This window comes from Pseudomonas izuensis, assembly GCF_002356535.2.
Lineage (GTDB): Bacteria > Pseudomonadota > Gammaproteobacteria > Pseudomonadales > Pseudomonadaceae > Aquipseudomonas > Aquipseudomonas izuensis.
Genome location: NZ_AP017423.2, coordinates 4,084,287 through 4,107,480, shown reverse-complemented (window position 1 = coordinate 4,107,480; position 23,194 = coordinate 4,084,287). Strand labels below are relative to the sequence as shown.

Sequence of the window (23,194 nt, the reverse complement as noted above, 5' to 3'; positions counted from 1 at the left end):
GGATCGAAAGCCATCATTGTTCGGCCTCCTTCACGACGCTGCGGCGACGGGCCTGGCCCAGGGTGCTTTGGCGGGCGCTGCCGGCCTCGCGCAATGCTGCCTGGGCCAGGTCGCGGCGGGCCTGTTGCAGTTGATTGAGTGGCTCCAGCAATTGCGCGACGCTGAGATCGGCGTTCTGCGCCAATTGTTCGAGCAGGCGCACGAACAGGCTGTCGAGCAGTTCGATGTAGGCAGCGGCGTAACGGCTGGTGTCGTAGTCGTAGACCACCAGCAGCCCGTCGCCGTCGTCCACCACGTTGATCAGCAGGTCCACATCTGCCGCTTGCGGTGCAAGTTCGCGTTCGCTGATCGCCAGCCCCGGCAGCTGCAAGTCTTGCTGGCGGGTGTTCTGCACCACCAGTTTGACCTGGAAGAACGGCGTGTAGCGGGCGTCCCGCTGTGGCAGCAAGTCGGCCACCAGGGCGTCGAACGGCAAGTCCTGGTGGGCGAAAGCGTCCAGCGCCACGCGTCGTGCATCGCCGAGCAATTCATTGAAGGACCGCTCCGGCGTCACGCGGCAGCGCAACACCAACTGGTTGACGAAGAAGCCGACCATGTCTTCGGTCTGTTGATGATGACGGTTGGCGATGTCAGTGCCGACCAGCAAGTCCTCGCGTCCGGTCTGTTGATGCAGCAACACGTTCAGCGCGCTGTGCAGCACCATGAACGGCGACGCCTCGCTGGCCGTGGCCAGTTGGGTGATAGCCTGCGCCAGCGACGCCGGCAGGCGGCTGCGATGACGGGCGCAACCATGAGCCTGTGCGTGGGTCTGGGCACCCGGCAGCAACAACGGCGCAGGACTGGCCTGCAACTGCTGGCGCCAGTAACCCAGCTGTTGTTGCCAGACCGGACCGGGCAGGTGCGTGCGTTGCCAAACGGCGAAGTCGGCGTATTGCAGGGCCGGGACCTCGATGCCGGCAGCCCCGGTGCCGAATGCCGCGTAGTCGGTGGCCAATTGCTCCACCAGTTGCGCGATGGACCAGGCATCCACGGCAATGTGGTGCAGGGCGATGGCCAGCACATGGGTTTGCCCGTCCAGTTGCACAAGGCGCGCACGAATCAACGGCGCCCGGGTCAGGTCGAACGGCTGGGCGAAGACCTCAGCCAATTGCGCCTCGATGGCCGGTTCCTGTTCCGACACCTGCCGCAGATCGCTGACCGGCAAGGCAAACGCCTGCGCCGCTTCGATACGCTGCCAAGGTTCGCCGTGATCGCTGTGCACGGTACTGCGCAGCACCTCATGACGAGCGACCAGTTGCTCGAACGCCAGGCGCAGGGCTTCGACATTCAGCGCCCCGGTCAGGGTCAGGGCGAACGGGATGTTGAATCCGCTGGAGCCGGGATTCAGCTGTTCAAGGAACCACAGCCGTTGTTGAGCGAACGACAACGGCAGCGGTTGCGAACGCGAAGCCTGGGTGATCGCTGGCAGGGCGACAGGCGCCGCTTGCAGGCGCGCGTGGTCGATGGCACGGGCGAGGTTTTCCAGCACCGGGTGATCGAACACAGCACGCAGCGGCAGGTCCACCGCGAGCTGGCTGCGAATCCGCGAGACCACCAGCGTGGCCAGCAGCGAGTGTCCGCCGAGGGCGAAGAAGTTGTCGTCGGCGCCGATAGACGTCACGTTCAGTATCTGTGTCCAGATTGCCCCCAGTTGCTGTTCGGTTTCACTGCTCAGCGGCCGTTGCACGTTCAGCTCCTGGTGGTCCAGGGGGCGCGCGGTCAGCAACTTGCGGTCGACCTTGCCATTGGCGTTCTGCGGCAAGGCCTCCAGCGGTTGCCAATGAGCGGGCACCATGTACGACGGCAGGCGTTGGCCCAGCCAGTCGCGCAGCACCGCCACCGGGGTGTCGTCACCGACCCAGTAAGCGACCAGTTGCAGTTCGCCACGCTGATCGGCGTTGACAATGACGACCACTGCTTGCACGGCCGGATGACGACCGAGGTGATCTTCGATTTCCCCCAGTTCGATACGGTGACCGCGGATTTTCACCTGCTGATCGCGACGCCCGAGGAACTCGAGCACCCCGTCCGCACGCCAGCGTCCCAGGTCGCCGGTGCGGTAGAAGCGGGCACCGGGCTCGAATGGGTGCGCGACAAAAGCCGCCCGGGTTTTTTCCGGGTCGTTGAGGTAACCGCGACCGACGCCGACACCACCGACGCAGATTTCGCCCGGAACGCCTACCGGCACCGGACGCAGTGCTGCGTCCACCAGGTACAGGTGGTTGTTGGCGGTCGGCCGGCCAATCGGGATGGCGTTGCCAGCTTCGCTCGGGACCTCGGTCAGCGGGTGGAAGGCCACGTCGTCCGAGCATTCCGCCGGACCGTAGGCGTTCATCAGCGGCACGTGGGCAAAACGGCTCAGCCACGCCTGGGCCAGGGCCGGCGGCAGGGCCTCACCGGTCGGCAGCAGCCAGCGCAGGGCCGCCAGCTGTGTATCGGCAGCGGCCAGGTCGAGCAGGGCGCGGATCATCGTCGGCACCGCTTCGAGCACCGACAGTTGTTGCGCTTCCAACGCCTGCAATAGGCGCTCGGGATCATGAGCAATCACGTCCGGCAGGATGTGCACCGTGGCACCGAGGATCGGCGCGGCGAGGAACTGCCACACCGAAATGTCGAACGCCGGGGAGGCGGTCTGGGCAATCCGGTCCGCGCCCGACAGGCCCAGGGTCGGCACCTTGCCGAAGATGTTGTTGAGCATGCCCCGTTGCTCGACCATCGCGCCTTTCGGTGTGCCGGTGGAGCCCGAGGTGAAGATCACGTAGGCCAGGTCATTCGGGCTGCCCGCGATGTTCAATGGCGTTGCGTCACCCGCCAGCCACAGGCTTTCGGTGCGCAGGCGCAGCGGTTTGGCGGTGCTGGCGGCCAGCGCCGGATCGATCACCGGGTCGGCACTGGCGCTGGTCATGAGGATCTGCGCGCCGGACAGTTCGAGAATCTCGCCCAGTCGCTGTGGTGGATGCTTGATGTCCAGCGGCAGGTAGGCCGCGCCGGCCTTGAGCACGGCAATCATCATGCTCAGCAACGGCAGGCCACGCTCGCCGGCCAAGGCTACAAGAGTGTCGCGACCGGCACCGGTCTCGACCAGCGCACGGGCCAGGCGGTTGGAGCGCTGGTCCAGTTCGGCGTAGGTCAGGCTGTCGGCACCACACACAGCTGCGATGCGCTGCGGATGTGCCGCCACTTGGCCGGCGAACAGCTGTGCGTAGGTCTGGTCCAGCGGGAAGTCCAGCTCGCTGCGGTTCCAGTCCACCAGCAGGGTTTGGCGTTCCTCTGGCGTCAGCAACGACAGCGAGGCCAGCGGTGCTTGCGGCTGGGCGACCATTTGCGTGAGCAACTGACGCAGGTGGCCGAGCATGCGCTGCACGGTGTCGGCGTCGAACCGCGCGGCATCGTAGGTCAGGCGAATGCCCAGGCGATCGCCGGGGTACAGCACCACGGTCATCGGGTAGTTGGTGTGCACGCGGTCTTCATAGATATCGACGTTGAAGTCCACCTGACGGTCCGACAGGCCGGCATCGAACGGCGCGTTTTCAAACACCACCAGGCTGTCGAACAGCGAACGGCCGTGCTCGACTTCACTCCAGCGCTGGATGTCCACCAGCGGCGCATGTTCATAGGCGCGCAGCTCGAAGTTGTGGGCGAACAGTGCTTGCAGCCACGGCACCACGGCTAGCGAATCATCCACCTTGACCCGCAGCGGCAGGCTGTTGATGAACAGCCCGACGATGTCTTCCACACCCGGCAATTCGGTTGGACGACCCGACACCGTGACGCCGAACAGCACGTCGTCGCTGCCGCTGTAACGGGACAGCAGCAAGGCCCAGGCGCCCTGAATCCAGGTGTTGGGCGTGAGCTGGTGCTGTTGGCACAGCGCGGTCAGGGCGCGGGTATCGGCAATCGACAAGGTGACGTCGAGGTTGGCCACCGCTTCGACTGCTTGCTCGGCCACGGCCGGGCGATCCACCACCAATGGCGTCGGCGCGCTGAAACCGGCCAGTTCGCGGGTCCAGAATTGCTCGGTGACGCGGCTGTCCTGGCATTGCAGCCAGTGGATGTAATTGCTGAACGACGGCAGCAAAGGACGCGCCGCCGGTTGGCCGAGGACTCGCGCCTGATAGTGGGCGAACAGGTCGGCCATCAACAGGCCGAAGCACCAGGCGTCGGTGAGGATGTGATGGAAGCTGCGCACGATCAGGAATTCCTGATCGGCGACCTGGAACACCCGCAGGAAGGTCAGCGGCGGGCGGCGCATGTCGAAGCCCTGGCGGCATTCGGCGTCCAGCACCGCATTCATCTGGCGCTGGCGGCTGGTTTCGTCGAGCCCGCGCCAGTCGTACCAGGCGAAGGCCGGGTCGGTGTCTCGGTAGACGCATTGCAGCGCCGCCTTGCCGTCCTGCCACCAGAAACCGGTGCGCAACATCGGGTGCCGGGCCAGCTGTTGTGCCCAGGCGTATTCGATGGCACAGCGGTCCAGTTCGCCGTCCCAGCGATAGCGTTGCTGCATCAGGTAGATGCCGCTGTTGGGGCGCAACAGGGTGTGCAACAGCATGCCTTCCTGCATCGGCGACAGGGGCAGCAGGTCGTCGATGCCGGCCCAGTCGAAATTCGCGCCCAGCACGGACAGGTCATGCCCGGCGGCTCGGCACAGCGGGAACGCATGGGCACCGGGGCTGGCCTGTTCGGCGTCGGCGGCCAGTTGGTGCAGACGCTGTTCCAGCGCCTCGGCCCAATGTTCGGCGCCCGGGCCACGGCAATCGATGTGCAATTGGCCCTGTTGCAGGCTGACGGACAGGGTCAGGCCGCTGGCATCGGCAGGTGCGCTGGCGGCGATAACCTCGCCCAGCGGTCCTTCATGGGTTTGCCATTCGCCGGCCATGACGATATGGACTGCCGGTTTCGGCAGGCTCAGCAGCGGTTCGCGCAGGTAGTCGTTGTCGGCCAGGTAACGCAGTACACCGTAATCATCACCGGCGTGTGGCGCGGCGGCCAGTTGCGCGTCGATCTGTGCGAGCGCTTGGGCAGCGTTGGCGGTCGGTGCGACGCTCAGGCGCAACGGAACCGGGTGGCTGAGGGCGCCAATCACCGTGGCCGGGTCGAAGTCGGTGCGGCTCAGGGCGCTGGTGAGCGGCAAGCGCGCACGCTCGCAACGGCCGCGATCCAGGGTCAGCCAGACGTCTTGCACGGCGCCGTGTTCCGCCAGTTCCACCGCCACGGCGGTAGCCACCAGCGACGACCACGGGGCATGGCTGCGGCGTTGCAGCAGGTTCAGGCGAGTGTTGAGGGATTCGGCAATTCGCACACAGCAGGTCGATACCGGAGCGTCCATTTGCGGGGCAGGCGAGAGGCTTTCACCGGCGTATTGCAGCCAGTATTCCCAGGCCGACTCCAGACCGTCCTCGTCGTCGGCACGGGACTGTTGATGTTCGGCCCATTCATCCAGGTGGCCACCGTGATGGGGCAACTCGATTGCGCGGTCGTACTGAGCTTGTGCCACGGCCAGCGCCAGATCGGTCATCAGCAACGCCCAGGAAGCCGGGTCCAGGCGCAGGGCATGGGTCACCAGCAGCACGGCATCGCCCTGTTCCGACAGGCAGGCGTGCCAGCCTTCGCCGGCAGCATGGTCCAGCGCGGCCAGGGTGGTTTCGGCCAGCTCGGTCAGTGCCTTCGTGTCGTCGATGTCCAGCGGTTGACGGCTGGCAGTGACGGGCTTCGGGGTAGTCGGCAGCGTTTGTTTCCAGGTGCCGTCAGCCTGTTCGGCCAAACCGAGTTGCAGCGTCCGGTGTTGCTTCTGCAAAGCCAGCACCGCGCGGTTCAACACCTCGACGCTGATCGGCGCATGCAGCGCCACGCAGCGCCAGTCAGCATTCAAGGGACCTGCTTCGAGGCGTGCATGCTGGCCGGCTGTCAGCGGCACATGGCGTGCGACAGAAGCGGTGTCGCGGCTGTAGTTCGTCCCTTGGCTGAGTACCGCGGAGATTTCAGCGATGGTGCGGTTTTCGAACAGCTGCTTGGGTGTCAGCTTCATGCCGCGCTGGTGGGCACGGGCGATGATTTGCAGGTTGAGAATCGAGTCGCCGCCCAGGGCAAAGAAGTTGTCGTGGATGCCGACGCGCTCGACTTGCAGCACGTCCTGCCAGATTTCGGCAAAGGCGATTTCCACCGCATCACGCGGCGCCACGTAACTGTCCTGGCTGACCGGGGCGTCGGGTAGCGGCAAGCGGGCGATGTCCGGCTTGCCATTGGCATTGAGCGGGATCGCGTCGAGGGCGATGAAGTCCGCCGGCACCATGTAGTCCGGTACGCGCAGGGCCAGGTCGGAGCGCAGCTTGTCGGTAGACAGGGAGGTGCTGGCCACCAGCCAGGCGATCAGCCGCGGCGTTTCGTTGGCCGGTTGCACCACGCGCACCAACACTTGCTCGATGTTGCTCGACAGGCGTTTGATCTGCGCCTCCACTTCGCCCAGTTCGATGCGGTAGCCGCGCAGCTTGATCTGATTGTCGACGCGTCCGAGGAACGCCAACTCGCCGGATTCCAGCCAGCGCACACGGTCGCCGGTGCGGTAGGCGCGGGGCAGGTCGGCGACGGCGGCGAAACGGGCGGTGGTTTGCGCGGGATCGCCCAGGTAGTCGATGGCCAGGCCTTCACCGCCGACCCACAGCTCACCCGGTACGCCGACCGGCAAGGATTGACCCAGGCTGTCGATGACCCGCAATTGGCGGTTCGGTTGTGGATGGCCCAGCGGCTGGACGCCGGCCAGTGGCTGGTCGATGCGCGACAGGCAAATGCCCACGGCGCTTTCGGTCGGGCCGTAGTGGTTGTAGACCGCGAGGTCCGGACGCAGCGAGCGGACGGTGTCCAGCAAGCTGCCTTGCAGCGCCTCGCCGCCGAGCAGCAGGGCATGACGGGGCAGCAGATGGGCGTCTGGGTGGGCCGCCAGCAGTCCGTGCAGGTGGTTGGGCGTGAGCTTGACCAGATCCGGGGTGTATTCGCTGAACAGCTGCGCCAAAGCGTTCGGGTCGGCACGGGTGTCGTCGTCCACCAGCAGCAGGCTGCCGCCGCTGACCAGTGCACCGAACAACTGGGTGTAACCCAGGTCGGCGGCCAGGGTCGAAAGCAGCGCATGGCGCCACGGTTGTTGCGCCTCGGCACAACCCAGTTCGGCCAGAATGCCACTGACATAGGCGACGATGGCGCGGTGGGACAGGCGCACGCCTTTTGGCGTGCCGGTGGAGCCGGAGGTGTAGATCACGTAGGCGCAGGCCTGTTGATCCACTGCCGGCAGTTCGATGCCGCTGGCACGGGCCGAGGCGTCGATCACTTGCGCAGAGGCAGTATCGAAAGTCGGCGCACCGATGATGAAATCCACGTCGGCACTGGCCATCAGCGCACCCAGGCGCGAGGCCGGCTGACCCAGATCTAGCGGCAGGAAGCAGCCACCGGCCTGCATCACCGCGAGGAGTGAAACGACCGCGTCGTTGCCCCGGGGCAGGGCCAGGGCCACTCGATCGCCCGGTTGCAGACCACGCTGGCGCAAGGCGCCGGCCAGTCCGGTGGAGGCTTCCAGCAGTTCGCCATAACTCAACGCGGCGTTGGCATCGCGCAGCGCTTCACGCTCGGGATGGCGGCGAGCCTGGGCGGCGATCAGTTCGTGCAGCGGGGCGTCAGGCAGTTCAAGAGGTGCACCGTTGCCCCAGTTACGCGTCAGGCTCAGTTCCTGTGCCGGGCACAGCGGCACGTCAGCCAGTGGCCGGGCGGCATCGTGGCTCAGTTCGTCGATTAGCGTGACCAGTTGTTGCAACAGGCGCGCACCGGCCGCGTCGGACAGGCGCTTGCGCTGATGCACCAGGTGCAACTGCAAGCAGTCGCCTTCCATCGAAGCGATCAACGACATCGGATAGTTGTTGCGTCCCCCGGTGTGGCGCAACGGCGTGGCGTGTTCAGCGTCCGGCAGGCCGAACAGGTTGTCGTCGATCTGATCCAGTTCACGGGGGAACGGGAAGTTTTCAAAGACCATGATCGCTTCGAACAACTCGCCGCCGGGCGGCAACGCAGTCAATGCGCGCAGGCTCGCCAACGGCGTGTGTTCATGCTCGCGCATCTCGGCGTTCCAGTCCTGAATGCCCGCCAGCCATTGGCCGACGGTCGGCGCATCGTCCCAGCGCACGCGCAGCGGCAAGGTGTTGATGAACAGCCCGACCATGCGCTCGACACCGCTCAAACGCTGCGGACGCCCGGCCACGGTGACGCCGATCAAGGCTTCGTCAGTGCCGTTGTGGCGACCCAGTAAATAAGCGTAAGCCGCTTGCAGCAGGGTGTTGACGGTCAGGTTGTTGTCTCGGGCGAAGCCGCTCAGGCGCGCAGTGGTCGCGGCATCCAGCGTCCGCTGATGCTCGGTGCAGGGCAGGTGCGCTTCGTCCGGGTCGGCCAGCAGGCCGCGCGGATCGAACTCAGGCACGCGAGTGGTGTTGGCGAAGTCCGCCAGGCGGCTGCGCCAGAACTCGTCTGCCGAAGGGCGTTCGCCGAGGTAGGCCACGTAGTCCTGGAATGGGCGCACGGTCTCCAGCAGCGGTTGTTGGCCACGGCGTGCCGCGCGATACAGGTCGCGCCACTCCGCCAGCAGCGAGCCGACACTCCAGCCGTCGAGCAACAGGTGATGGTGCGTCCACAGCAGCGACCAGTGCGCTTGCCCGTTTTGATCGTCCAGGCGGGCCAGGGTCAGGCGCATCAACGGCGCGGCGCCCAGTTCGAATGCTTGCCCGTGATCCTCGGCCGCCAGTGCAGCCAGCCCTTGCGGGTTGCCGCGCAAATCGACTTCCCGCAGCGGCAGATCGACTTCCTTGAGGATGACCTGATAGGCGTCGTCCAGCTCCTCCCAGAGGAACGCCGTGCGCAACACCCCGTGGCGTTGGATCAGGGTCGTCCAGGCCTGACGGAAGGCGTCGATATCCAACTCACCGGCCAGGCCGATGTTCATCTGCTGGTAGTACACCCGCGACTCGGGGGCGTAGGCCTCGTGGTACAGCAGGCCTTTTTGCAGGGGCGTCAGCGAATAGATGTTTTCGATTTGGTCATGCATGGCAGCAGTGTTCAATCCAGAAATACGAAGGGGCACGTGCGCCGCGAACGGCGCACTCCGAAGTCAGGTACAGGGCGATAACGGGGCTCACTTCTTCGGCCCCAGTCGCTTGAGCAGGGTGTCGAGGGTGGCCTGGTTCATGCCTTTGGCCAGCGGGAAGTCCGATGGCATCAGCGTTCCGGCCTGCGGGTCGAGGCAATGCTCGACCAGCGCTTGCAGGTGTTCGAGCAGGCGAGCGGGCAGGCGGCTGTCGGCGGTCGGGGTGACGCTGTGCCACTCGATGTGCAACGCGCCGTCTTCCAGCCAGGCCACCACTTCACGGCCATGGCTGACCCGGTTGGCTTGGGCGGTTTCCGCCGGTGCCTTAAGGCTGCTGGCGCGCAACCAACCTGCGGGTGCCTGTTCATGCCCGAGGTAGTTGAACAGCACGTCACCACGGCTCGCCGGCAGCTCGCCCCGTTGACGCAGCAGCCCGTGACCGAGGCCCAAGCCTGGCACTGCGCGCAGGGCTTCCTTGGCATTGCGCACCCGGTCACCGGGGGCACCGCTGGAATTGACCCGCAGTGGATACAGGGTGGTGAACCAGCCGACGGTGCGGCTGACGTCCAGGCCTTCGAACGGCGCATCGCGACCATGACGTTCCAGATCGACGACGATGTCGGCACGGTTTTCGGCTTGTGCCAGCGTTGCGGCGAGTGCGGCGATCAGCAGCTCTTCCGGTTGCGTGCGGTAGGCGGCGTGGGACTCGGTCAGCCATTGGTGGGTGCGAGTGGCGTCCCAACGGGTGGACAGCGTCTGGCGCTCGGCGACCGTGGCTACTGGCGCAACGTTGACCGAGGTCTGGGTGTTCCAGTAGCGCTGCTCGGCGCTGACCTTGGCGGCGTGGGCGTGCAGGTGCTCGGCCCATTGACGGTAGGACGTGGTTTTCACCGGCAGACTTGGGCTCTCGCCACGTTCCAGGCCTTGATACAACTGCTGGAAATCTTCCAGCAGCGGCGTCCAGGACACCGCATCGATCACCAGGTGATGCGCGACCAGATACAGGCGTTGCGGTTCGCCTTCGAGCAGGGCGGCGGCGAACAGCGGGCCGTGTTCAAGGTCGAGGCTTTGTGCGACTTGCTGCAATTGCTCTGGGTGGTCGCAGCACGTCAGTTTCGCTGGCGAAACTGGCGCGATATGCGCCTGCCATTGGCCTTCAGCCTCGTTGAAGCGCAGGCGCAAGGCGTCGTGGTGAGCCACCAGTCGATCCAGCGTCGCCTGCACCCGTGCCGGGTTCAGGCGACGGTCGCTGTCGGCCAGCACCGACTGGTTCCAGTACGCGGCCTGCGGTTGCTGTTGGTCGAAGAACCATTGATGCAGCGGCATCAGCGGCATGGCGCCGGTCACATCGCCTTGTTCGGCCTGCGTCAGCAATGGGTTGACCACCTGTGCCAGTGCCGCCGGGGTCGGCGAGCGGAACAGGTCTTTCGGGGTGAGCGAGTAACCCTGTTCCCGCAGGCGCGAAATCAGCTTCAGGCCGAGAATCGAATCGCCGCCCAGGGCAAAGAAACTGTCCGAGGTGCCGACTTCGCGGCCACCGGTCAAGGCTTCACCGAGCAGTTCGCCGAACAGCTGGCAGAGCAGCGCTTCCAGTTCATTGCACGGGGCGACGCGGTCTTCCTGCGTCTGCGGCAATGGCAGGGCCGCCAGGGCCTTGCGGTCGATCTTGCCATTGGTGGTCAGTGGCAGGGCCGGTACTTCGATCCATACCGCCGGGATCATGTACGCCGGCAGTTCGGCGGTGAGCAGTGCGCCCAGCTCCGGTTGCGGCGCACTGGCGCTGTAGAACGCCACCAGCCGGTTGTCGATCACCAGGGTGCAGGCGCCGGTAATGGCAGGTTGATTGAGCAGGGCTGCATCGATCTCGCCCAGCTCGATCCGCTGCCCACGCAGCTTCACCTGATGGTCGAGACGGCCGAGGTATTCGATGTTGCCATCGGCGAGGAAGCGGCAGCGGTCGCCGGTGCGGTACAGGCGATCACCTTCAATGAACGGGCTGGCGAGGAAACGTTCCCCGGTCAGGTCCGCGCGCTTCAGGTAACCGCGCGCCACGCCGACGCCGCCGATGTACAGCTCGCCGATGCTGCCGATGGGCAGCGGCTGCATGGCCGCGTCGAGGATGTACAGGCGCAGGTTGGCGATCGGTTGGCCAATCGGCACGATCAGGTCATCCACCGAGCAGCGCCAGACCGAGACGTCAATCGCCGCTTCGGTCGGGCCGTACAGGTTGACCAGCGCCGCCGGGTGCTGGCCCATGAAGCGTCGCACCAGGTCCGCCGGCAGCGCCTCGCCGCTGGCGAACACCTGACGCAGGCTGTGGCAGTCGGCCAGCGTCGGTTCCTCGACAAAGGCACGCAGCATCGACGGCACGAAGTGCAGGGTGGTGACCTGTTCCTGGCGGATCAACTGGCTGAGGTAGGCCGGGTCGCGATGGCCGTCCGGGCGGGCGACCACCAGCGTGGCGCCGGTGATCAGCGGCCAGAAGAACTCCCACACCGACACGTCGAAGCTGTACGGGGTCTTCTGCAACACGCGGTCGTTCGGCCCAATCGGGAAGGCGTCCTGCATCCAGTGGATGCGGTTCATCAGGGCGCCGTGTTCGTTCATCACGCCCTTGGGTTGGCCGGTGGAACCGGAGGTGTAGAGCACGTAGGCCAGGTCATTCGGTTCAACGCTCAGCGGTTCAGCGGCCGGCGCCGGTGGCAGGGTGTCGAGGGTCCAGGCCTGATGTGCGGTATGGCGTCCGGCGGGTAGACGCGACAGCCACTGTGGCTGGGTCAGGGTGACCTGGGCATCGGCGTCTTCAATGAGGAACGCCAGACGCGCGGTCGGCAGTTCCGGATCCAGCGGCAACCACGCCGCACCGGCATGCACGATGCCGAGCAGGGCGACGACCATGTCCACGGAACGCTCCATGCACACCGGGACGATGGACTCGCGACCGATGCCGGCCGCGCGCAGGGCACGGGCGACCTGTTGTGCACGTTGATCCAGCTCGGCATAACTCAGGCGCTGGCCTTCGAACACCAGCGCCGGGGCGTTGGGGGTCAGGGCCGCTTGTTGGTTGAGCGCCGTGTGCAGGTTGCTCGGGCCGGAATAAAGGCGCTCGGTGGCGTTCCAGCGATCCAGTTGCTGCTGGTCCTGTTGTTGCGGGAACAGCTCGACCAGCGACCGCTGCGGTGCAGCCACCAGCGCGTCCAGCAAGGCACACCATTGTGTGCTCCAACGCTGCATCGTGGCCTCGTCAAACAACGCCGCCTGGTATTCAAGGGCGAGGGTCATGTCGCTGCCGTCGTCCTGGACTTCCCAGCTCTGTTCGAACTTGGCGTCGATCACCGGCAGCATCTGCTCTTCGATGTCCAGGCCCGGCCACTGGCGGCTGTCCATGCGTCCGTGGTTAAGGGAGAACAGCACCTGAAACAGCGGCGTGCGGTTCAGGTCGCGGCGCTGGGCCACGGCGCCGACCAATGTTGCGAAGGGCAGATCGGCGTGGGCCTGGGCCGCACGCAGATTGGCTTCAAGGTTGGCGAGCAGTTGCTCGGCCGGGGCTTGTTGATCGACGTCGCTGCGGATCACCAGCGTGTTCACCAGACACGCCAGCAGCGCCTGGGTTTGCGGCTGGTCGCGCTGGTCGGCCGGGGTGCCGAGGCGAATGTCACGCTGGCCGCTGTAGCGGGCGAGCAAGGCGCTCAGGGCAGTGGCCAGTATCACGTAGGCCGTGGTGCCGCGTTGGCGGGCGAACTGGCGGATCGCTTCGGCACGCTGGGTACCAAGACTGACGGTCAGTTGCCCGGCACGACGGTCCGCTTCGGCGCCACGAGGGTGGTCCAGCGGCAGATCGAGCTGGTAGTCATCCTGGCCCAGTTGGTTTTTCCAGTAGTCGAGGCTTTCATTGCGCCGGGCCTGGGTGTCCGGGTGCTGTTGCCACAGGGCGAAATCGACATAGTCGATGTCCAGCACGGTCCAGCCGGGCGCTTGCCCTTTCAGGGCGGCGGTGTAGGCGTGGGCCAGTTCGTCGATCAGCAACTGCATGGCCCAGCCGTCGGTAGCGCTATGGTGCAGGCACACCAGCAGGCGGTTTTCGTCGCTGTCCCGGCGTTGCAGCAGGTGTGCGCGCCAAGGCGCGGCGGCGGCCAGATCGAAAGGCGCCATCAAGGCGTTTTCGGCATCAGAGCAGGCCGAGATCCAGTCCTGTTGGATGACGGAAGTCACCGCCAGCGCCGGCCCCTGATCGTCGATCAGCAACTGCGGTTCGCCGTTGAGTTCAACAATGCGGCTGCGCAGCACCAGGTGGCGCTCGCTGACTTGCTCGAACGCCTCACGCAAGGCATGAACCTGAATCTCGCCACGCAAGGTCAGGGCGAAGGGCATGTGGTATTCGCGGGAATCCGGCACCAGGCGGCTGAGCATCCAGAACCGTCGCTGTGCCAGGCCCAGCGGCAACTGTGCCGGACGCGGTTGGGCCGTGATCAGTTCGCCGGGTGTCGAGGCGTACAGATGGTCGGCCAGGGCCACCACCGTCGGTTGGGCGAATACCAGCGCCAGCGGCAGCGTCGCACCGAGGCGTTCACGGACGCGGGCGACCAGACGGGTAGCCAACAAGGAATGGCCGCCCAGCTGGAAGAAGTGATCCTCGATGCCCACCGACGGGCATTCCAGCAATTCGCTGAACAGCTCGCAGAGCACGGTTTCAATGGCGTTGCGCGGCGCCGTATGCGGTTGATCACGGTTGATTTGCGGCAGTGCCGTGGCGGCCAGGGCCTTGCGGTCGAGCTTGCCGTTGCTGTTGAGCGGCAGGCTGTCCAGTCGTACCAACAGGCTCGGGACCATGTGCGACGGCAGGTTGTCGACCAAAGCTTTTTGCAGCGCGACTTGATCCGCCTCACCCCACCAGAAACTCACCAGACGCTGATCCAGCAACAGCGTGGCGGCATCGCGCACGCCTGTCTGTGCCAGCAATTTGGCGTCGATTTCCCCCAGTTCGATCCGCTGTCCGCGCAGCTTCACCTGATGGTCCAGACGGCCGAGGTATTCGATGTTGCCATCGGCGAGGAAGCGGCAACGGTCGCCGGTGCGGTACAGGCGATCACCGTCGATGAACGGGCTGGCGAGGAAACGTTCCTCGGTCAGGTCCGTCCGCTTCAGGTAACCGCGCGCCACGCCGACACCGCCGATGTACAGCTCGCCGATGCTGCCGATCGGCAGCGGTTGCATGGTTTCGTCGAGGATGTACAGGCGCAGGTTGGCGATGGGTTTGCCGATAGGCACGATCAGGTCGTCCACTGAGCAGCGCCAGACCGAGACGTCAATCGCCGCTTCGGTCGGGCCATAGAGGTTGACCAGCGCCGCCGGGTGCTGGCCCATGAAACGCCGCACCAGGTCCGCCGGCAGCGCCTCGCCGCTGGCGAACACCTGACGCAGACTGTGGCAGTCGGCCAGCGTCGGTTCCTCGACAAAGGCACGCAGCATCGACGGCACGAAGTGCAGGGTGGTGATCTGTTCCTGGCGGATCAACTGGCTCAGATACGCCGGGTCGCGATGGCCGTCCGGGCGGGCGACCACCAGCGTGGCGCCGGTGATCAGCGGCCAGAAGAACTCCCACACCGACACGTCGAAGCTGTACGGGGTCTTCTGCAACACGCGGTCGTTCGGCCCAATCGGGAAGGCGTCCTGCATCCAGTGGATGCGGTTCATCAGGGCGCCGTGTTCGTTCATCACGCCCTTGGGTTGGCCGGTGGAACCGGAGGTGTAGAGCACGTAGGCCAGGTCATTCGGTTCAACGCTCAGCGGTTCAGCGGCCGGCGAAGGTGGCAGGGTGTCGAGGGTCCAGGCGCTATGACCGGCGGGTAGACGCGACAGCCACTGCGGCTGGGTCAGGGTGACCTGGGCATCGGCGTCTTCAATGAGGAACGCCAGCCGCGCGGTCGGCAGTTCCGGATCCAGCGGCAACCACGCCGCGCCGGCATGCACGATGCCGAGCAGGGCGACGACCATGTCCACGGAACGCTCCATGCACACCGGCACGATGGACTCGCGACCGATGCCGGCCGCGCGCAGGGCACGGGCGACCTGTTGTGCACGATGATCCAGCTCGGCATAACTCAGGCGCTGGCCTTCGAACACCAGCGCCGGGGCGTTGGGGGTCAGGGCCGCTTGTTGGTTGAGCGCCGTGTGCAGGTTGCTCGGGCCAGCGTAGTGGCGCTCGGTGGCGTTCCACTGGAACAGTTGCTGCTTGCGCTCGGATTCAGTCAACGGCGACCAGTCGGCGAGACGGGTCTGCGGCGCATCGAGCATGGTTTCCAGCAGTGCTTGCCATTGCGCCAGCCAACGCTTGACGGTGGTTTCGCTGAACAGCGCGGCGCGGTATTCCAGCAACACCGACAGCACCTCGCCGTCGTGCACTTCCCAGTTCAGGTCGTATTTGGTGGCTTGCGCCTTCACTGCCTGCTCACGCACTTGCAACTGCGGCCACTGGCTGGCCGAGGCGTCGGCGTTCTGCATCACGAACAGCACCTGGAACAGCGGCGTCTGGCCGAGGCTGCGGGCCGGGTTCAGGGTTTCGACCACCTGATCGAACGGCACGTCCTGATGTTGCTGTGCGTCGAGCACGCGGTTGCGCACCTGGCTCAGCAGGCCTTCGAAATTTAGCGCCGGATCGAGGTCGGCGCGCATCACCACGGTGTTGACGAAGCAACCGATCAGCGGCTGCAACTCGGCCAGCGGGCGCTGGGCGACCGGGCTGCCGAAGCGCACGTCGCGTTGGTTGGCATAACGCCCCAGCAGCAATTGCGCGGCGCTGAGCATCAGCATGTACAGGGTGGCGCCGCGTTGCTGGGCGAACTGGCGCAAGCGTCCTGCCAGTTCCGGTGGCAGTTGCAATTGCACCGCACCGGCGACCGGGTCGAGCTGGTTCGGCCGAGCCTGTTTGGTCGGCAGGTCCAACAGGTAGTCGCCATCCTCCAGTTGCGTGCGCCAGTAGTCGAGCTGATCGCGGAACAGTGCCTGCTGGCCTGGTTCACGCTGCCAGAGCGCATAGTCCGGATATTGCAGGGCCAGATTCGGCAACTCGGCAACGCTGCCCTGGCACTGGGCACTGTAGAAACGCGCCAGTTCATCCAGCAGGTTCTGGCTGGACGCGTCATCGGTGGCGCAGTGGTGCACGTTCAGCAGCAACAGCGCCTGGTCGTGGCCGCTGCGTTGAATCAGCGTGGCGCGAATCGGCAGCTGAGTCGCGAGGTCGAAACGGTACCCGGTTTCGGAGTGGGTCGCCTCACAGCCCAATTGCTCCCAGACTTCGGCGCTGTCAGCGTGCAGTGTTGCCACGCGCAGCGGGATAAGGGCCTGGGGTTCGATGGCCAGCGCCAGTTCGCCGTCGGTGTCGCGCACGATGCGGCTGCGCAGGATTTCATGCCGCGCGACCACTGCATTCAGCGCCGACTGCAAGGCTGAGACATTCAGCTCACCGTCGAACTGCACGGCACTGACCACGTTGTATTCACCGCCACCGGCGCTCAGTTGTTCGAGGAACCATAGGCGTTGCTGTTCGAAAGACAGCGGCAGGCGCGCAGGACGTTGCGCTGTTGTCCAGGTCGCGGCCTGCGCTTGCAGTGGCTCGCCGAGCAGCGCGGCGAGCGCTTCGAGCGTCGGGTGTTCGAACACCGCACGCAGCGCCGGGACCGTCGCGAACTGTTGACGCAGACGGGCAAACAGCTGCGCCGCCAGCAGCGAGTGACCGCCCATATAGAAGAAGTGACTGTCGCGACCGACCTGCGTCAGCGGCACGTTGAGCAGCTCGGACCACAGTGCTGCCAGTTGCTGTTCGGCCAAAGTGCGCGGCGGGTCCTGCGCGTCCGGCTCCGCTTGAATGTCCGGCGCCGGCAGGGCCTTGCGATTGAGTTTGCCGTTGTCGGTCAGCGGCAACTCATCGAGCACCACGAAGGCCGACGGAACCATGTAGTCGGGCAGGGCGGCGCCGATGGTTTTGCGCCACGCGTTGACATCGGCCTGGCCGTCGCAGGTGACGTAAGCCACCAGGCGCTTGTCGCCGGGCACGTCCTCACGGGCCAGTACCACGGACTGACGCACGCCCGGCTGGGCGCCGATCAGGGCTTCGATTTCCCCCAGTTCCACGCGGAAACCACGGATTTTCACCTGATGGTCCATGCGGCCCAGGTACTCGAGCTGGCCATCGGGCAGCCAGCGCACCAGGTCGCCGGACTTGTACATCCGCGCGCCGGGCAGCGGCGAGAACGGATCCTCGATGAACACCTTCGCGGTCTGTTCGGCACGATTCAGGTAACCCAGGGTCACGCCGGCGCCGCCGATGTGCAGCTCGCCCGGAACGCCCACCGGCATCGGGTTCAGCCACGCGTCGAGCACATAAGTGCGCACGTTGGCGATGGGCCGGCCGATGATCGGGCGGGCCGGGAAGTCATCCACCGCACAGCCGGTGGCGTCCACGGTGCATTCGGTCGGGCCGTAGGTGTTGAAGAAGCGGCTGCCGGCAATCGACGGCAGGCGCTGCCAGAGTTGCGCGTCCACCGCATCGCCACCGAACAGCACGAAGCGCGGCAGGTAGACCTCGCCACGGCGCACGCCGTCGCTTTCGAGCAAGGCCTTGAGCTGCGCCGGGGTGCATTCGAACGCGTCCAGGCGCGTCTCGCTGAAGAACTGCGCCAGTGCTTCAGGGTCGTAGCGCACTTCTTCCGGGGTCAGGTACAGGCTGTGGCCGTCGAGCAGCAGGATCAGCTCGGCCACCGAACTGTCGAAGGCAAACGAGTAGTTGAAACTGGTGCGCATCGGCTGGTCGGTGTAGCGGCGATACAGGCCATGGATACGCGCCCACGCCAGGTTGACCACCGAACCGTTGGTGACCAGGGTGCCCTTGGGCTTACCGGTCGAGCCGGAGGTGTACATGATGTAGGCCAGATCGTCGGGCCCGGAGAGAGGTGCGAGGTTACTGTCCGGCTGATCGGCGAACAGCGCCGCGTCGGTATCCAGGCGCAGGCGCGGCAAATCGCTGCCTAGCTGCTCCAGCAGGCCTTGCTGGCCGAGGAACAGCGCCGGTTGCGCGTCTTCGAGCATGTAGGCCAGGCGATCCACCGGGTAGGTCGGGTCGAGCGGTACATAGGCACCGCCGGACTTGAGGATGCCCAGCAGGCCGACCAGCAGCTCCAGCGAACGCTCGACACACAGGGCCACCGGACGATTGGCCACCACGCCACGGCTGCGCAGGTAATGCGCGACCTGGTTGGCCCGGCGATTCAGTTCACCGTAGCTCAGGCTTTGGCCTTCGAAGCACAGGGCATCGCGGTCCGGGGTGCGCCCGGCCTGCTGTTCGAACAGCTGGGCGAAGGTCAGGTGTTGCGGCACCTCCATGTCGGTGCGGTTCCACTCGACCACGGTGCGTTGCCATTCCGCGTCCATCAGCAGCGGCAGGGCGGCCACCGGGCGCTGCGGCTCGACGAGCATTTGTTCGAGCAGGTGTTCGAGGCGGGCGAGGGTCTGCCGCGCGCTGTCGGCGATAAACAGGTCCAGGGCGAACATCAGTTCCAGCTGGATCGGCGCATTGGCCGGGCACAGCACGTGCAGGTCCAGATCGCATTCCGATTGCTTGAGCGGCGTGTCGAGGGCTTCGAACTCCAGGCCCGGGAAGCGCAAGCGCGATTCCATCGCCAGTTGCTGGGCGACCATCACCTGATACAGCGGCGCGTGGCTGAGGCTGCGCGGCAGTTGCAGGCTGTCCACCAGTTGCTCGAACGGCAGGTCCTGATGTTGCAGGCCTTCGCGCAGACGCGTGGCGACCTGGCCGACCAGCGCGGTGAAGTCCGCCTGCGCTTCGAAGTCGGCGCGGATGGCCAGGTTGTTCAGCAAAATGCCGAGCAAGCCTTCGGTGCCCGGTTGCTCACGGTGAGTGACCGGGGTGCCGATGAGTACTGTGGCGTCGCCGCTCAAGCGGTGCATAAGCACGGCGAAACCGGCGAACAATACGGTGAAGGGCGTGGTGCCGAGGCGGCTGGCGAAGGCTTGCACCCGGGTGCTGAGATCGGCGCTCAGTTCGCGTTGCACAAGGCCGGCGCGGTAGGTTTGCACCGATGGCCGTGGCAGATCGGTCGGCAAGGCCAGCAACGGGCTGCCTTCGCTGTTGCTGCGGTCCAGGGTTTTGGTCCAGTAGTCGAGCTGGCGCTTGAGTTCCGCGCCTTGCAGATGCTCGCGTTGCCACAGGGCGAAGTCGGCGTATTGCACTGGCAGGGCCGGCAGTTCAGCCGCTTGGCCGTTGCAGCGGGCTTCATACCCCAGGGCCAGTTCGCGCAAGGCAATGGTCGCCGACCAGGCGTCCGACACCAGGTGATGCAGGGCGATACCCAGCACGTGTTCCTGTGGCGCCAGGCGCAGCAGGCGCGCACGCAGCAAGGGCGGATGGGTCAGGTCGAAGGGTTGCTCGAAAGTTTCCTGCAAGGCGTTGAACTGCGCACCTTCACGGGCGGTGGCAGCGAGGCCGGACAGGTCGTCGAATGGCAATTCGATATTCAGGGCATTACTGATGTGCTGGCAGGGCACACCGTCGGTGCTGCGGATACCGGTGCGCAGGATTTCATGGCGCACCAGCAGGTCGTTGAGGCTGGCGTGCAGGGCTTCGACGTTCAGTTCACCGTTCAAGTGCAGGGCGAAGGGAATGTTGAACAGGGTGGTGCCCGGGGTCAGTTGCTCGATGAACCACAGGCGCTGTTGCGAGAACGACAGTGGCAGCAACGCCGGCCGTGGCCGGGTTGTCAGCCCCTGGTTCGCCGCTGCTTGGGGCATGGCGGCCGCGGCCTGGCGGGCGGCAATCGCCAGTGCCAGCAACGCCACGGTCGGTTGTTCGAACAGCACCCGCAACGGCAGGTCGAGTTTGAAGTGCGCCCGCAGCCGCGCCACGATCTGCGTGGCCAGCAGCGAGTGCCCGCCGAGGGTGAAGAAGTTGTCTTCCACGCCGACACTGTCGCGGCCCAGCACTTCGGCCCAGACTTTGGCCACGGCCGCTTCCAGTGGGTTGCGTGGGGCGATGCTTTCCTGCGTATCGGCCTGCCAGTTCAATTCCCGGGCGGCCAGGGCCTTGCGGTCGACCTTGCCGTTGGCGTTCAGCGGCAATTTTTCCAGGCAGACGAACGCCGCCGGCACCATGTACGGCGGCAATTGCGTACGCAGGTGATCGCCAAGGCCGTCGCTGCCCAGGGACTCGTCGTGAGCTGACCAGTAAGCCACCAGCCAGGCTTCGCCGGCGCTGGTTTCCCGCAGCAACACGGCAGCCTCGCGCACGTTCGGGTGCTGGGCCAGGCGGTGTTCGATCTCCGTCAGTTCGATGCGGTGCCCGCGCAGCTTGACCTGCTGGTCGCGGCGGCCGAGGTATTCGATCACGCCATCGGCGCGCCAGCGTCCGAGGTCGCCGGTGCGGTAGAGGCGTCCTTCAAGCGTAGGGTGATCGATGAAGGCGTCTGCAGTGCGTTGCGGGTCGTGCAGGTAACCACGGCCAACGCCGACACCACCGACACAGATTTCCCCGGCCACGCCGACCGGCACCGGTCGCAGGGACTCATCCAGTACATACAAGCGGTTGTTGGCGGTTGGCTGGCCGATGGGCATGTGGCTGACGTCGGCATCCGGCGCTTCGACAATCGGCTGGAACGCCACGTCGTCGGCGCACTCGGCGGGGCCGTAGGCGTTCATCAGGGCGATGTCAGGGAAGCGCGCGAACCAGTCGCGGGCCACGGTCGGCGGCAGCGCTTCACCGGTGGGCAGCACCCAGCGCAGGTCGGGCAATTGCAGGTCGCACGGGCACAGCGCGAGCAAGGTGCGCATCAGGCTCGGAACGATTTCCAGCACGCTCAGGCGCTCGCTCGCGAGCACTTGCAGCAGGCGTTGCGGGTCATGGGCCACGTCGTCCGGCAGGATCTGCACGGTGGCACCCAGCACCGGTGCGGCGAGGAACTGCCACACCGAAATGTCGAAGGCCACGGATGCGGTTTGCGGAATCCGGTCGTTGGCGTTCAACCCCAGGGCCGGCACCTTGCCGAAGATGTTATTGAGCATGCCCCGTTGTTCGATCATCACGCCCTTGGGCGTGCCGGTCGAACCCGAGGTAAACAGCACGTAGGCCAAGCTGTCCGGGCGGCCGAGCAACGGCAGTGGCGCATCCTTGCCAGCGTTCCAGCAGGCTTCGGCCAACAGCGCGGTGGGCGCTTGATCGAGGCCGCTCAGCAGCTGATCGAGCAGGCCGCTGCATGCATCACTGCCCACCAGCAACGGTGCGCGGGACAGGGTGAGGATTTCCCGCAGGCGCTCCGGCGGGTGATTGACTTCCAGCGGCAGCATCGCCGCGCCGGCCTTGAACACTGCGATCATCATGGTCAGCAAAGGCAGGCCGCGAGGGGCGACCAATGCAACCAACCGGTCCTCGCCGGCACCCGCTTCCCGCAAAGCGTGGGCCAGGCGCGTGGCGCGCTTATCCAGCTCGGTGTAGGTCAGGGATTCACCGTCGCAGATCGCGGCCACCTGATCGCCACGCTGGGCGACCTGTGCAGCGAACAGCTGCGCGTAGCTTTGCTCCAGTGGAAACTCGTGCGGGTTGACCGCCCATTCGCCCAGCAGTTGCTGGCGCTCGTCGCCGGCCAGCAGCTCGAAGCTGCCCAGCGTGGCGTCCGGCGCGGCGAGCATGCCGCGCACCAGCGTGGCCAGGTGGCCGAGCAGGCGCTCGATGGTCGCCGCTTCGAAGCGTTCGCGGTCGTAGGACACGCGAATGCCCAGTCGATCTTCAGGCAGGATCACCACGGTCAGGCCGTAGTGGGTGTGGACGCTGTGGTCCATGCCATCGAGACTGAACTGGAAACCACCTTCCAGAATCTGCTCGTCGATCGGTGCGTTTTCGAACACCAGGATGCTGTCGAACAGGGTTTCGCCCCGGGGGAAATCGCTCCAGCCCTGAATGTCGGTCAGCGGTGTGTGCTCATAGTCGCGCATGTCGACGTTCAGCCCTTGCAGCGCGCTCAGCCACTGGCCAAGCGGTGCCTCGGGGTCCACCGAAACGCGCAAGGGCAGGGTGTTGATGAACAGGCCGATCATCTCTGCGACACCGGTCAGTTCCGCCGGGCGGCCGGCCACGGTGACGCCGAACATGACGTCCCGCTGCCCGCTGTAACGGGACAGCAGCAGCGACCACACGCCCTGGAAGAAGGTGTTCTGAGTGATCCGACGGTTGCGGCAGAACGCCGCCAGGGCTTGGGTTTCCTGCTCGGTCAGGTGAATCAGTCGATCGTCCACCAGCACCGCGTCGGTGTAGCGGTCGCGGGTCACGCCGTTGTCCACGGTCAGCGGCGTCGGCGCATTGAGCCCCTGCAACCGGCTGCGCCAGAACTGCTCGGCCTTGGTCGCGTCCTGGCGTTGCAGCCACTGGATGTAGTCACGGAACGGACGTGGCGCCTTGAGCTGCGGCGTGCGGTCGTTGCACAGCGCTTCGTAGACCTTGAGGAAGTCCACGGTCACCAGCGAGATGCACCAGGCGTCCATCAGGATGTGGTGGAAGCTGCGAATGAACTCGTAGGACTCATCGCCCAACCGCACCAGGCGGAAGCGGATCAGCGGCGGCTTCGACAGGTTGAAACCGGTTTTCTGTTCGTCCGCCAGCAAGGTGCGGATCCGCGCTTCCTGTTCGTGCGGGGCGAGCCCGCGCAGGTCGATCGTGTCCAGCGGTACCTTGACCTCGCGGTGGATCACCTGCACCGGTTGCTTCTGGGTCTTCCACTGGAAACTGGCGCGCAGGGAAGGGTGCAGCGCAACGACTTGACGCCAGGATTCGAGGAAAGCGACTTCATCGATGGCGCCGCCGATGCGGTAGCGATCCTGCATCAGGTAGACGCCGGAGTCTTCGTGCAGCAGGGAGTGGAACAGCATCCCTTGCTGCAGCGGCGACAGCGGGTAGATGTCTTCGATCGGATTGCTGCTGGTTTTTTCGGTGGTCATTGCAAACGTCCTGCAGAAAAAGGGGCGACGGCGCGGCGAGTCGGG

2 protein-coding genes are annotated in these 23,194 nt (G+C 65.7%); both read right to left on the bottom strand.

From position 1 onward, the window contains the following. Positions 1-13: 13 nt before the first annotated feature. Positions 14-9,115 (bottom strand): non-ribosomal peptide synthetase, encoded by a 9,102-nt coding sequence (locus tag LAB08_RS17935; RefSeq protein ID WP_096510437.1) that lies wholly within the window; start codon positions 9,113-9,115, stop codon positions 14-16. Between the two features lie 87 nt (positions 9,116-9,202). Next, on the bottom strand, positions 9,203-23,149 hold the full coding sequence (locus tag LAB08_RS17930; protein ID WP_096510438.1) for a non-ribosomal peptide synthetase: 13,947 nt from the start codon (positions 23,147-23,149) through the stop codon (positions 9,203-9,205). Positions 23,150-23,194 lie beyond the last annotated feature (45 nt).